The 12,380-nt window shown below is 33.7% G+C and carries 14 protein-coding genes; 2 read left to right on the forward strand and 12 right to left on the reverse strand.

All coding sequences use genetic code 11. The features are described 5' to 3' along the window. Positions 1–230 precede the first annotated feature (230 nt). Both AC3ITQ_RS03430 and AC3ITQ_RS03435 read left to right on the forward strand, forming a co-directional pair. Positions 231–2,132: a S9 family peptidase gene (locus AC3ITQ_RS03430; protein WP_489236819.1), complete on the forward strand. Its 1,902-nt coding sequence runs from the start codon at positions 231–233 to the stop codon at positions 2,130–2,132. 178 nt (positions 2,133–2,310) lie between these two features. Continuing rightward, a complete protein-coding gene (locus AC3ITQ_RS03435; protein ID WP_489236820.1) occupies positions 2,311–4,746 on the forward strand; it encodes an ATP-binding response regulator in 2,436 nt (811 codons plus the stop codon). On the opposite strand, the gene AC3ITQ_RS03440 is transcribed toward AC3ITQ_RS03435, so the two are convergent. The 12 genes from AC3ITQ_RS03440 to AC3ITQ_RS03495 form a co-directional block, all read right to left on the reverse strand. Further along, positions 4,743–6,098, reverse strand: coding sequence for a sigma-54-dependent transcriptional regulator (locus tag AC3ITQ_RS03440; RefSeq protein ID WP_489236821.1), 1,356 nt, complete (start codon positions 6,096–6,098; stop codon positions 4,743–4,745). The genes AC3ITQ_RS03435 and AC3ITQ_RS03440 overlap by 4 nt on opposite strands. 127 nt (positions 6,099–6,225) lie before the next feature. Continuing rightward, positions 6,226–6,519: a PepSY-like domain-containing protein gene (locus AC3ITQ_RS03445; protein WP_489236822.1), complete on the reverse strand. Its 294-nt coding sequence runs from the start codon at positions 6,517–6,519 to the stop codon at positions 6,226–6,228. Positions 6,520–6,533: 14 nt separating this feature from the next. After that, entirely contained in the window at positions 6,534–6,827 is a 294-nt protein-coding gene (locus AC3ITQ_RS03450; RefSeq protein WP_489236823.1) for a hypothetical protein, read from the reverse strand. Positions 6,828–6,845: 18 nt separating this feature from the next. Next, the gene (locus tag AC3ITQ_RS03455; RefSeq protein ID WP_489236824.1) at positions 6,846–7,136 is read right to left on the reverse strand and encodes a hypothetical protein; all 291 of its coding nucleotides are present in this window, start codon (positions 7,134–7,136) and stop codon (positions 6,846–6,848) included. A 27-nt stretch (positions 7,137–7,163) separates the two neighbouring features. Continuing rightward, the gene (locus AC3ITQ_RS03460; protein ID WP_489236825.1) at positions 7,164–7,460 is read right to left on the reverse strand and encodes a hypothetical protein; all 297 of its coding nucleotides are present in this window, start codon (positions 7,458–7,460) and stop codon (positions 7,164–7,166) included. 56 nt (positions 7,461–7,516) lie between these two features. After that, positions 7,517–7,813, reverse strand: coding sequence for a hypothetical protein (locus AC3ITQ_RS03465; protein WP_489236826.1), 297 nt, complete (start codon positions 7,811–7,813; stop codon positions 7,517–7,519). A 75-nt stretch (positions 7,814–7,888) separates the two neighbouring features. Beyond that, positions 7,889–8,185 carry a hypothetical protein gene (locus AC3ITQ_RS03470; protein WP_194657469.1) on the reverse strand — a complete coding sequence of 99 codons (297 nt, stop codon included), beginning with the start codon at positions 8,183–8,185 and terminating at the stop codon, positions 7,889–7,891. A gap of 295 nt (positions 8,186–8,480) precedes the next feature. After that, positions 8,481–9,827 carry an acetyl-CoA carboxylase biotin carboxylase subunit gene (gene accC, locus AC3ITQ_RS03475; RefSeq protein ID WP_072969753.1) on the reverse strand — a complete coding sequence of 449 codons (1,347 nt, stop codon included), beginning with the start codon at positions 9,825–9,827 and terminating at the stop codon, positions 8,481–8,483. Between the two features lie 102 nt (positions 9,828–9,929). Further along, complete coding sequence (accB, locus tag AC3ITQ_RS03480; protein WP_489236827.1) at positions 9,930–10,412, reverse strand: acetyl-CoA carboxylase biotin carboxyl carrier protein; 483 nt, start codon at positions 10,410–10,412, stop codon at positions 9,930–9,932. A 23-nt stretch (positions 10,413–10,435) separates the two neighbouring features. Continuing rightward, complete coding sequence (locus tag AC3ITQ_RS03485) at positions 10,436–11,434, reverse strand: beta-ketoacyl-ACP synthase III (protein ID WP_489236828.1); 999 nt, start codon at positions 11,432–11,434, stop codon at positions 10,436–10,438. Between the two features lie 173 nt (positions 11,435–11,607). Then, the gene (rpmF, locus tag AC3ITQ_RS03490) at positions 11,608–11,802 is read right to left on the reverse strand and encodes a 50S ribosomal protein L32 (protein WP_007137315.1); all 195 of its coding nucleotides are present in this window, start codon (positions 11,800–11,802) and stop codon (positions 11,608–11,610) included. A gap of 9 nt (positions 11,803–11,811) precedes the next feature. Next, on the reverse strand, positions 11,812–12,363 hold the full coding sequence (locus AC3ITQ_RS03495; RefSeq protein ID WP_489236829.1) for a YceD family protein: 552 nt from the start codon (positions 12,361–12,363) through the stop codon (positions 11,812–11,814). Positions 12,364–12,380 lie beyond the last annotated feature (17 nt).

Here is a 12,380-nt window from a genome sequence, read left to right on the forward strand (position 1 = left end):
ATTTTTATAAAAATAATGATTTTTTTTTCACCATATAAGTAATGTAAGCTCATTTAATTTTATGGCTTAAATCTTTGTCAGCCTAAGCGCATAGAAGTTTACAAAGAAATTATCTTGTGTTGCCATTCTCAATTAAATGAACTTACATTACTTATATGGTTCAACTTTTTTAACATTTAGTTGCTAAAATATATTTGTACTTTTAGCCCCACGAATATTAGAATTTTATTATGAAAAAAGTATTATTTACAACCTTAATAATGATGAGTTTAAACGCTATCGGACAGAATGTGATGTCACCAGAATTGTTATGGAAATTAGGAAGAGTGACTGCACTTGGACTTTCGAAAGATGAAAAAAATGTTGTTTTTAAAGTTTCTACTCCTTCGGTAGAAGAAAACAAATCGTCTTCAAAATTTTACATCTTGCCAGTAAATGGCGGAACTGCAACTGAAATTAAAGATACTAAAGATGTCCTGGCAGACAAAAATGTTTCGCCTGACGGAAAATTTTTAGTGTACAATGAAGAAGTGAAACTGGAAAAAGTTTTAGGAAAAGATTTCTACCCAAGCCTTGGCAAGTCAGACGCTCAAATTTATGATGGTTTAGATTACCGTCACTGGGACACCTGGAACGAAGGGAAATTCAACCACGTTTTTTATAAAGAAAACAAAGAAGGTGCTGCCGGAATTGACATTTTAAAAGGTGAAAACTTTGATTCTCCACAAAAACCTTTTGGCGGCGACGAAGATTACATCTGGTCTCCTGACGGAAAAAGCATCTTATACGTTTGCAAGAAAAAAGCAGGAACTGATTATGCAATTTCTACAAACACGAATATTTACGAGTACAATTTAGAGACTCAAAAAACGATCAACAGAACCGAAGATAATTTAGGTTACGATACGGCTCCGCAATTTTCTCCAACAGGAAATTTGACCTGGTTACAAATGAAACGTGATGGTTACGAAGCGGACAAAAATGATATTATTGTTGAGTTTAAAGGAATCAAAACGAATCTTACTGCAAACTGGGACGGAACTGTAGACAATTTCATCTGGAGTAAAGATGGTAAGAACGTTTATTTTGTAGCACCAGTAGACGGTACAAAACAACTTTTTGTAGTAAACTTTCCTGGATTGACCAGAATTGCCATTCAGGTTCGTCAAATTACAAAAGGAGATTTTGACGTAAATGATTTAGTTGGTTTCGCGGGAGATGACATCATCGTTACCAGAAATGACATGAACCATGCTCCGGAGATTTATTCTTTTAATTTGAAGAAAAACACCTGGAAACAACTTTCAAATGTAAATACAGATACGTACAAAACAGTAGCGTTAAGCAAAACAGAAAAACGTTACGTAACGACAACTGATGGTAAAAAAATGTTGGTTTGGGTAATTTTACCTCCAAATTTTGATGCTACAAAAAAATATCCAACCTTGTTATTCTGCCAGGGTGGACCACAATCTGCGTTGACACAATCGTACTCTTTCCGTTGGAATTTCTCTTTAATGGCTGCTAAAGGTTACGTAGTTGTAGCGCCAAACCGTCGCGGTATGCCAGGACACGGAGTAGAATGGAACGAAAAAATCAGTAAAGATTGGGGTGGCCAAGTTATGGACGATTACCTTTCTGCAATTGATGATGTTGCCAAAGAAAGCTATGTTGATAAAAGCCGTTTAGGTTGCGTTGGTGCAAGTTATGGTGGATATTCAGTATTTTATTTAGCTGGAATTCACAACAACCGTTTCAAAACGTTTATCGCTCACGATGGTGTTTTCAATACCGTAAGTATGTTGGGAACTACAGAAGAAGTTTTCTTTAACAACTGGGATTTTGGTGGTGCTTATTGGGAAAAAGACAATGCTGTTGCTCAAAAAGCGTATACAACATTTAACCCTGCAACTATGGTAGAGAAGTGGAACAAACCTATCTTAATTTTCCAGGGAGGAAAAGATTTCCGTGTGCCAATCGGACAAGGACAAGAAGCTTTTCAGGCTGCTCAGTTAAGAGGTCTTAAAAGTAGATTTGTTTATTTCCCGGACGAAAATCACTGGGTTTTAAAACCACAAAATGCTCAGGTTTGGCAAGGTGAATTTTTCAAATGGCTGAGCGAAACACTATAAGCTAAGTATCATAAATATTTAATAGCCGTAAATTATTATATAATTTGCGGCTATTTTGTTTTTCAGATGTTTGAATTATGTAACAGATTCGCCTTGATTCCCTTTTTAAAATAGTTTTTTTTGAATAAATTGCAGGGAATTCGAATTGAAAATACCCCAATCCCAACAATAACAATATATGGAGAGTAAAAGAAGTTACACAGCGATCAAAGTGCTTTTCAGCTATGTTGCATTACTCGCTTTGGTTGTGACAGTGGGATGGTTTTTATATTCTGAAAATGTGGTTTATAACAAATTGGAAGATAAAATTGCCTTCGAAAAAACCAAGATTTTAAGAGTCAGTAAATTATTTTCGAATGTCTACAAAACAGAAAGTTTAGCCCGAAAAACCATTCAGACCAACTCTGAAAGTGATTTCAAAAGTTATCTTATCGAAACCGATTCTTTACGTTCCAGAATTGACACTTTAAAACAAATTGTAACTACACAATATCAAAAAACACTACTGGATAGTGTTAACTATTACTTATCTGAAAAAACCAAAAACATTCAGCAATTAAAGACCATAAAAAATAAAGCCGATGACGAAGTTTCAGTAAATTCTGCCATTGATGAAATTACCAAAATGGAGTTTAAACTTCGTAAACTGGAACTTCAGGACTTTAATAAAAACCCCAATCAATTAGGAAGCTACCAGCGAAATGTACTTCAGAAATATGTGGATTACCTCAATCAGAACATTCCGGATGACAGCACCAATACGCTGAGCAAACAAGCTTCTGATTCGATCCTGGCCAATTCGAAAAAGCTTTTAAGTAATGTAAAACTAAAAGCAGAAAAGAAAAAAGAATCTTTGAATTTCCAGGAAAACAAATTACTTAAAAACGAAATTGCAATTTCGGAACAGCTTCGAAAAGTGCTTAGAATTATTGAGCGGGAAATCATTATCAATTCGATTAAAAACAATTCCCTAAAAGAAAAATCCCTTAAAAAAGTCAACGAGATTGTTACAGCATCAGCTATTATTGGCTTGGTGTTGACGTTATTTTTCTCGATTTTAATTGTCAGCGATTATTCGAAGTCGCAAGTCTATAAAAGACAGCTTGAGATTGCGAACTTCAAAACAAAAAACCTGCTTAAAAGCCGTGAACAATTAATTTCGACAGTAAGTCACGATTTAAAAACACCTTTGAGTACCATTGTCGGCTATTCAGAACTTTTGGGCAATTCTGATGTGAATACGAAGCAATCCTATTTCATTAAAAATATTAAAAACTCATCTGAATATATTACACAATTAGTGCAGGATTTATTGGATTTTTCGAAGATTGAAGCCGGAAAAATTACGATTGAAAAAGTTCCATTTTCTTTACCTGAGATTATTGACGAAGTTGCTAAAAGCATTCAGACCGTTTACAAACAAAAAAATATCGAGCTTATAATTAATGTTGATGAAAAGCTGAACAGTAAAATTGTTGGAGACCCATTTCGACTGAAACAAATCCTGAGTAATATTATCGGAAATGCTTATAAATTTACAGAAGAAGGTTTCATCAGAATTAGCGCTTTCTTAAGTGAAAATGACCAATTTTTCACGATTACAATTGAAGATAGCGGAATAGGAATTGAAAAAGGAAACCAGAAATTAGTTTTTGAAGAATTTGCTCAGGCTAATGAAGGCATCGAAAAGAAATACGGTGGTACTGGTTTGGGATTATCAATCTGCCAGAAAATAATTTCGATTTTGGGTGGAACTTTAGCACTTGAAAGCACTTTTGGAAAAGGAAGTACTTTTGAAATACAACTTCCGTTGTTATTTGACACAAGTATAAATTCACTTCCTGAAACTAAAAAATCCATTGTTCGTAACACTCAAAAACAAACTTTTCTTGTGATTGATGACGATATCAACCTTCTAAATTTAACGAGTGGCGTTTTAAGACAGGAAAACCATCAGGTATTATCTTTCAATAATGCGAGTAAAGCTTTGGAAGCAATTCAAAAAACCAATTTTGATTTTATCATTACCGATATTCAAATGCCGGAAATGGATGGTTTTATGTTTCTTCAAAAACTTAAAAATAGCGCTATTTACAAAAACCAACCGGTAATTGCCTTAACCGGAAGAACTGACTTAGACGCTTCAGTTTATGCAAAAGCTGGTTTTACAACTGTGGTTAAAAAACCGTATTCACCGAAAATATTGCTGGAAACCATACATCTCATTTTAGAAAATGACACTTTGCCAACAGTTGACATTAACGATAGCGAACAAAAAATCGCTACAAAATCTTATTCGTTAGAAACTTTGAAAGAATTTTTAGGTAACGATGATGAGGCTTTAAAAGAAGTTTTAAAATCATTTATTGAAAGTACCAATGAAAATTTGACTCATTTAGAAAGTGCCGTTACAGAAGAAAATGTCTCAGAAATAAATGCTATTGCTCATCGAATTGCTCCAATGTTTAATCAAATTGAAGCTTATGAAATTGGTGGAATTTTAAAAGTTTTAGATAAAAATGATTTTGAAATTTCTGATTTGAAAGATATTTTCAAGGCTTTAAAAGCTAAAACTGAATCACTTTTTAAAGCACTTCAAAAAGAGATTGTTTAGTCTATGTTATATTGCTTTAATTTATTGTAAAGTGTCTTTCTGGTAATTTTAAGCAATTTTGCTGCTTCTGATTTGTTATTCTGAGTTCTTGAAAGAGCGTGAATAATAGTTTCTTTTTCATTTTCAGATAATGAAAAAGTCTCATTTGAATTTTGCTGATTCGTTTTTTGAACCTGAAAAAACTCAGCTGGCAAAACATCACTTTCAATATAATCTCCTCGGGATAAAAGTGTGGCGCGTTTAACACAGTTTTGCAATTCACGTAAATTCCCCGGCCAATTGTATTTTTGAAAAATAGCAACGACTTCTGGAGAAAAACCGATAATTTCTTTATTTAATTGTTGATTGGCTTTTTCAAGAAAGTAATCAGCAAAAACCATTAAATCTTCTTCTCTGTCTTTTAACGAAGGAGACAGAATAGAGAATTCATTGATTCTATGGTATAAATCTTCTCTAAAATCGCCGTTTTTTACTGCCTCACGTAAATCTTCATTTGTAGCCGTTATGATGCGGATATCGACGTTAATTTCTTTATTACTTCCAACAGGCTTTATTTTTCGTTCCTGCAGTGCTCTCAACAGCTGAATTTGATTTTCATAAGAAAGATTTCCTATTTCATCTAAAAAAAGAGTTCCGCCATTTGCCGCTTCAAAATAACCCATCTTGTCGCTAATGGCTCCTGTGAAAGATCCTTTTAAATGTCCGAAAAATTCACTTGCCGCTAACTCTTTCGGAATAGCACCACAATCAACTGCAATAAAATTATTGTTTTTACGCGTACTCTGCTGATGAATGCTTTTGGCGATGATTTCTTTTCCTGTTCCGCTTTCTCCAATAATTAATACCGACATGTCCGTTGGACTAACCAAGTGAATATGATCTAATAATTTTTTGGAGGCAACAGAGATACCTCTTACAAATTCATTTTCAGAAGAAGTAGTTTCTTTCTTTTTTGGAGCTTTTTTTTCTTTTGCCGGTACTTCTTCTGCTACAGAATTATTTAAAGCATTTGTAATGACCAATAAAACCTCATCAGGATTAAACGGTTTAGAAATATAATCGGCTGCACCATTTTTAATGGCTTTAACTGCAGTATTAACATCGGAATATCCAGTCATAAGTATAACAGGAATTTCAGGGTAAGCTGTTTTAAATTCAGACATAAGTCCGATGCCGTCAGAATCTGGCAAACGCAGATCTGTCAGAATCAAATCGAAAGATTCTTTTTTCACTGCCACTCGGGCTTCTTCTGCCGAGAAAGCAACGGTTACATCGTATGCTTTTTTTATTAGAAATTTCTCTAATAATTTGCAAAACGAAATATCATCTTCTATCAGTAATATCTTTGACATCTGTTTTTAGGGTCTTTTTTGCTAAAATAATACTATTAAACTTGTATTTTCATAAAATTATGCAAAAAAAAAGAGATTGCACGTCGCAACCTCTTTTTTACCAAAAACATAAATCTAATTCACCTAATTATATTTTCAACCAATTGCCATTGACATCTGAATACACAGTAGCCTTTTGGTCACCAACTGATATTTCGAGTTTATACTCTTTTTTTTCATTTGTATAAGCTTTCACTAGCTTTGCGCCAGGATAAGCTGTTTCTAAAGCTGTTTTTATTACAGCCGGAACTGCATCTGTAGCAACTTCTTTGTATTCATCCTGAACATTGATAGCAATCTTTACACCTTCAGCTTCTGTAGTTGTTGCATGTATTGATAAACTTCCCAAAATTATTGCTGCTGATAAGATTAACTTTTTCATAATGTTCTTTTTAATTATTTTTTAATGATGTTTCCTGAAGCATCTGTAAAAAAGGTATATTTCTTACCTTCTTTTGAAATTTCAAGTTTATATTCATCCTTAGCATTTTTCCATGCTTTTTCCAATTTAGAACCTACAAACGATTTTTCAATTGTTGATTTAACTGCAGCTGGAACAGCGTCTTCTTTAATTTCAGTATACTCATCCTGAATATTTACTGAAATAATTGAATTTGTAACAACCGGAGTTGCTGCATTCATTGACAAACCTCCTAAAAGGATAGCTGCCGATAAAATTAACTTTTTCATATTATGGGGTTTTAATGGTTACTTTTTAATGATGTTTCCTGTTGCATCAGTGTAAACAATCGATTTTTCACCTCTTACGGTAACCTCGATTTTATACTCTTTTTTGTCGTTTACATATGCTTTTTCAAGTTTAACACCTGGATAAGCATTGTCTAAAGCTGTTTTAATAGCTGCCGGAACAGCATCAACTTCTTTGTACTCATCCTGAATATTTACTGATTGTGTTATTGTATTTTTCATATCAATAACTCCTGCCTGCATTGACAGCCCTCCCAACAGGATTGCTGCCGATAAGATTAACTTTTTCATAATGATAGTTTTTTAGTAGTTAATTGATTATTTTTTAACCCAAGATCCGTCTGCATTAGCATAAAGCGCCCCTACTTTGTCACCTACTGTAACTTCTAATTTATATTGAGAAGCGGTGTTTTTGTAAGCTTTAGAAAGTACTGCATCCGGATAAGCTTTTTTAAGCGCATCTGTAACTGCAGCTGGTACTTCTTCTACTTTGATTTCAGTGTACTCGTCCTGAATTGAAATTGTTTTTACGATTGTGTTTGAAATTGGAGAAGTTGAAGCAAATGATGTTAAACCTCCCAAAACGATTGCGGCTGATAAAAATAAATTTTTCATGATATTTAATTTAATGGTGTGTATAATATTTAAAATTTAAACTGAATGGTTCTAGATTATTTTTTAATCCATGTTCCATCTGCGTTAGCGTAAAGAGAACCTACTTTGTCTCCTACAGTAACGTCTAATTTGTATTCTGATTTTGCATTTTTATATGCTTTAGTAAGCACTGCATCCGGATATGCTTTTTTAAGCGCATCAGTAACTGCAGTTGGTAATTCTACAACTTTAATTTCTGTGTATTCTTCCTGAATAGAAATTGTCTTTACGATTGTATTTGAAATTGGAGAAGTTGAAGCAAATGATGTTAAACCTCCCAAAACGATTGCGGCTGATAAAAATAGATTTTTCATAATAGTTGTATTTTAGTATTCTTAATTTTATTTTAGTGTTTGCTATCTGAATAAACATAGCGCTTTTTATTTTAATTATTTTTTAATCCAGGTTCCGTCTGCATTAGCGTATAGAGAACCTACTTTTTCTCCTACAGTTACATCTAGTTTGTATTCAGATTTTGCATTTTTATAAGCTTTAGAAAGTACTGCATCCGGAAATGATTTTTTCAAAGCTTCCGTTATAGGAGCCGGTAATTCCTCTAATTTAATTTCAGTATATTCATCTTGAATTGAAATCGTTTTTATAATAGAGTTTGTCATTGGAGCTGTAGCAGCGAATGAAGATAAACTTCCCAAAACAATAGCGGCTGATAAGAATAAATTTTTCATAATGATATTTAGTTTAATAGTTGTTTACGCTTTAGATAATGAAATTATTATGCCGCAAGCCAAACATTAAGCACAAAATCACATAAACCCTTATTTTTAAAGGCTTTATAACCAGTGTGCCAAAATTGAGAAATATTAAAAAGTGTGTAATTAGAAAAAATAATGTGTAAAAAGTATACACTTTAAGTGTTTACTAAAGCATTTTAAACAACAAAACCCGATGGATTTCGAAATCTATCGGGTTTAAAATATAATGTAAAATAAAAAAGGCTGCCAAAATTGACAGCCTTTATAATTATTCGATTGGATTCATTTTAAAAGTATCCATAAATGCAGTTGTGTAATCTCCTGCAATATATCTTGGATCATCCATTAATTGTCTGTGGAAAGGTATTGTAGTTTTTACACCTTCAATTACGAATTCATCTAAAGCTCTTCGCATTTTACTAATCGCTTCTTCACGAGATTGTGCCGTTGTAATTAACTTAGCAATCATCGAATCGTAGTTTGGTGGAATACTATAACCTGAGTAAACGTGAGTATCTAAACGAACTCCATGTCCTCCTGGCATATGAAGTGTAGTAATTTTTCCTGGTGAAGGGCGAAAATCATTATAAGGATCTTCGGCATTAATACGACATTCAATAGCGTGTAATTGTGGTAAATAGTTTTTTCCTGAAATTGGAATTCCGGCAGCTACCATAATTTGCTCACGAATCAAATCATAATCAATAACTTGTTCTGTGATTGGGTGCTCAACCTGAATACGAGTGTTCATTTCCATGAAATAGAAATTTCTGTGTTTATCTACAAGAAATTCTACCGTTCCGGCTCCTTCGTATTTAATGAATTCAGCAGCTTTTACAGCAGCTTCTCCCATTGCAGTACGCAATTCGTCAGTCATGAAAGGTGAAGGTGTTTCCTCAGTTAACTTTTGGTGACGACGTTGAACTGAACAGTCTCTTTCAGAAAGGTGACATGCTTTTCCGTATGAATCTCCAACAACCTGAATTTCGATATGACGTGGTTCTTCAATAAGTTTCTCCATGTACATTCCGTCATTTCCAAATGCAGCAGCAGCTTCCTGACGTGCACTTTCCCATGCTTTCAATAATTCCTCTTCTTTCCAAACGGCACGCATTCCTTTTCCACCACCACCGGCAGTAGCTTTAAGCATAACCGGGTAACCAAATTCTTTAGCCAATTTTTGTGTTTGTTCGAAAGATTCTAATAATCCGTCAGAACCTGGTACACATGGAACTCCTGCAGCTTTCATTGTAGCTTTTGCAGAAGCTTTGTCTCCCATTCTATCAATCATTTCAGGAGCGGCACCAATAAATTTGATTCCATGCTCTTGACAAATTTTAGAGAATTTAGCATTCTCTGAAAGAAATCCATATCCTGGATGAATTGCATCTGCATTTGTAATTTCTGCAGCAGCAATAATATTTGACATTTTCAAATACGATAAGTTACTCGGAGGAGGTCCGATACAAACCGCTTCGTCAGCAAACTTTACATGTAGACTTTCTGCATCAGCTGTAGAGTAAACCGCTACAGTCTTAATTCCCATTTCTTTACATGTACGAATTACACGAAGTGCAATTTCTCCTCTATTCGCAATTAATATTTTTTTAAACATCTTATTTTAATTAGATAATTAGACAATTTGATCATTAGATAATTTTAGATGATTAACAAATTGCAAATCAATCTAAAATCTAAAATCTAAAATCTAAATTTTTTATGATGGATCTACTAAGAATAAAGGTTGATCAAATTCTACAGGAGACATATCGTCAACAAGAATTTTTACAATTTTACCTGAAACTTCTGATTCGATTTCGTTGAATAATTTCATTGCTTCAATTACACAAAGAACATCTCCTTTTGCGATAGTGCTTCCTACTTCAGTAAAAACTGGTTTGTCTGGAGACGGTTTTCTGTAGAAGGTTCCAATAATTGGAGATTTAATAGTAATAAATTTAGAATCTTCAGCTGGAACAGATGCCTCACTCGTTACATTAACAACAGCTGGGGCTGCTTGTTGAGGAGCAACAGCTTGTGGCAATGCAGCCTGAGCTGGCAATTGCTGTACAGTTTCAGTTACATTTCCTTCTAAAGTTGTTCTGATTGTGATTTTCACATCATCCATTTCCAACTTTACTTCTGCAACTCCCGAATTTGCTACAAATTTGATTAGGTTTTGAATTTCTTTTAAATCCATAATGATTCGTTTTTAGTTTTAATTTATTTTGTATCGTAAGCCCATTTCAGGTAAATAGATCCCCAAGTGAATCCACCACCAAAAGCAGCTAAAATAATATTATCTCCTTTTTTGAATTTGTGTTCAAAATCACTTAATACTAATGGCAAAGTTGCTGAAGTTGTATTACCATATTTTTCAATATTCATTAATACCTTAGACTCTTCAAGGTTCATTCTGCTTGCAGTAGCATCAATAATACGCTTATTTGCCTGATGTGGTACTAACCAGTCAACATCTTCATTAGTCAAATTGTTTCTTTTAACGATCAATTCACTAGCATCTGCCATATTAGTTACAGCATATTTAAAAACGGTTTTTCCGTCCTGAATAATATTGTGTTGTCTGTTTTGAACAGTTTCTGCTGTAGTAGGAATTAAAGAACCTCCTGCAGAAATTTTAAGAAAATCGCGTCCTACACCATCACTTCTTAAATACTCATCTTGTAAGCCTAAGCCTTCATAATTTGGTTCGAATAAAACAGCACCTGCTCCATCTCCAAAAATAATACAAGTAGATCTGTCTGTGTAATCTACAATTGATGACATTTTATCGGCACCAATTAATAAAACTTTTTTGTAACGTCCTGACTGTATATAAGCTGCAGCAGTAGACATTCCGTATAAGAAACTTGAACACGCTGCCTGCAAATCGTATGCAAATGCATTAGTAGCTCCAATTTCTGTTGCAACATAAACTCCTGTAGAGGCCACCGGCATATCTGCAGTAGCTGTTGCCATTATAACCATATCAATCTCTAAAGGATCGATATTAGCTTTTGCTATTAAATCCTGTGCTGCTTTTATAGCAAGAAACGATGTTCCTTTATCAGCATCTTTAAGAATTCTTCTTTCTTTAATTCCGGTACGAGTAGTGATCCATTCGTCATTAGTATCGACCATAGTTTCCAACACTTTGTTTGAAAGAACAAAGTCCGGAACATAGGCTCCAACAGCGGTAATTGCGGCTGTGATTGTATTCATTATATTTTATTATTTCTTTTCAAATACAGCATATTTGAAAAATTTTTAAAAGACTTGAAAATTACAAAAAAAAACGAAATTAATTTGTAGATAATTTCTTAAAAAAAGAAAATTATAACCAACAAAAAAAACTCTCACTATGTGAGAGTTCTAGTATAATTTACAAAAACGTATTAAGCAACCGCTACAGATTTATCGATAACAACTTGCCCTCTGTAATACATTTTACCTTCATGCCAGTAAGCTCTGTGGTATAAATGTGCTTCTCCAGTAATAGGACATGTAGCGATTTGAGCTACAGTAGCTTTATAATGTGTTCTTCTCTTATCTCTTCTTGTTTTCGAGATTTTTCTCTTAGGATGTGCCATTTTACTATATTATTTATCCGTTAATAGTTGCTTTAATTTGTCCCAACGCGGGTCAATATCTTCTTCTTTTTTACTCTCTTTTTTCTCTTCTTTTACTTCTTTTACAGTCAGTTCATTTAGTTTTTTTAAGGCTTCAGTTTGTAAACTTCCGTCTTTAACTCCTGGATGAACTCGTTTTAGCGGTACCGAAAGAGCAATCATTTCATAAATGTATTGTGCAACATCTAATTCATGCTCTCCGTGCGGTAAGATTAACAACTCTTCATTATCATTGTTGAATTCATCTCCAAAACGGACAATTAATTTCATTTTCCCTTTTATAGGAAGATCAAAATCTTCGCCGGTTAGATCACAAGGTACGTTTACGGTTCCTTTGTGTTTGAATTCCAACTCTAACATGTTGCTTTTCTTATCTAAAACTAAACTCACTTTGATATCCGAACTTTGAAATTCGTCGTAATCAAAGTTCTCAAAGAACGCGTTACTTATTTGATACTCAAAATGGTGTTTTCCCAGCTTTAATCCTATGAAAGGAATTAAAAATTCTTTTGATTTGCTCATCTTAACATCAATTTGAC

It is taken from the genome of Flavobacterium sp. KH_001 (genome assembly GCF_057840745.1).

Bases quoted from the DNA above. Each gene is read 5' to 3' on its own strand.
- AC3ITQ_RS03430 (WP_489236819.1), top strand. From the start codon at position 231: ATGAAAAAAGTATTATTTACAACCTTAATAATGATGAGTTTAAACGCT.
- AC3ITQ_RS03435 (WP_489236820.1), top strand. From the start codon at position 2,311: ATGGAGAGTAAAAGAAGTTACACAGCGATCAAAGTGCTTTTCAGCTAT.
- AC3ITQ_RS03440 (WP_489236821.1), bottom strand. From the start codon at position 6,098: ATGTCAAAGATATTACTGATAGAAGATGATATTTCGTTTTGCAAATTA.
- AC3ITQ_RS03445 (WP_489236822.1), bottom strand. From the start codon at position 6,519: ATGAAAAAGTTAATCTTATCAGCAGCAATAATTTTGGGAAGTTTATCA.
- AC3ITQ_RS03450 (WP_489236823.1), bottom strand. From the start codon at position 6,827: ATGAAAAAGTTAATTTTATCGGCAGCTATCCTTTTAGGAGGTTTGTCA.
- AC3ITQ_RS03455 (WP_489236824.1), bottom strand. From the start codon at position 7,136: ATGAAAAAGTTAATCTTATCGGCAGCAATCCTGTTGGGAGGGCTGTCA.
- AC3ITQ_RS03460 (WP_489236825.1), bottom strand. From the start codon at position 7,460: ATGAAAAATTTATTTTTATCAGCCGCAATCGTTTTGGGAGGTTTAACA.
- AC3ITQ_RS03465 (WP_489236826.1), bottom strand. From the start codon at position 7,813: ATGAAAAATCTATTTTTATCAGCCGCAATCGTTTTGGGAGGTTTAACA.
- AC3ITQ_RS03470 (WP_194657469.1), bottom strand. From the start codon at position 8,185: ATGAAAAATTTATTCTTATCAGCCGCTATTGTTTTGGGAAGTTTATCT.
- accC (WP_072969753.1), bottom strand. From the start codon at position 9,827: ATGTTTAAAAAAATATTAATTGCGAATAGAGGAGAAATTGCACTTCGT.
- accB (WP_489236827.1), bottom strand. From the start codon at position 10,412: ATGGATTTAAAAGAAATTCAAAACCTAATCAAATTTGTAGCAAATTCG.
- AC3ITQ_RS03485 (WP_489236828.1), bottom strand. From the start codon at position 11,434: ATGAATACAATCACAGCCGCAATTACCGCTGTTGGAGCCTATGTTCCG.
- rpmF (WP_007137315.1), bottom strand. From the start codon at position 11,802: ATGGCACATCCTAAGAGAAAAATCTCGAAAACAAGAAGAGATAAGAGA.
- AC3ITQ_RS03495 (WP_489236829.1), bottom strand. From the start codon at position 12,363: ATGAGCAAATCAAAAGAATTTTTAATTCCTTTCATAGGATTAAAGCTG.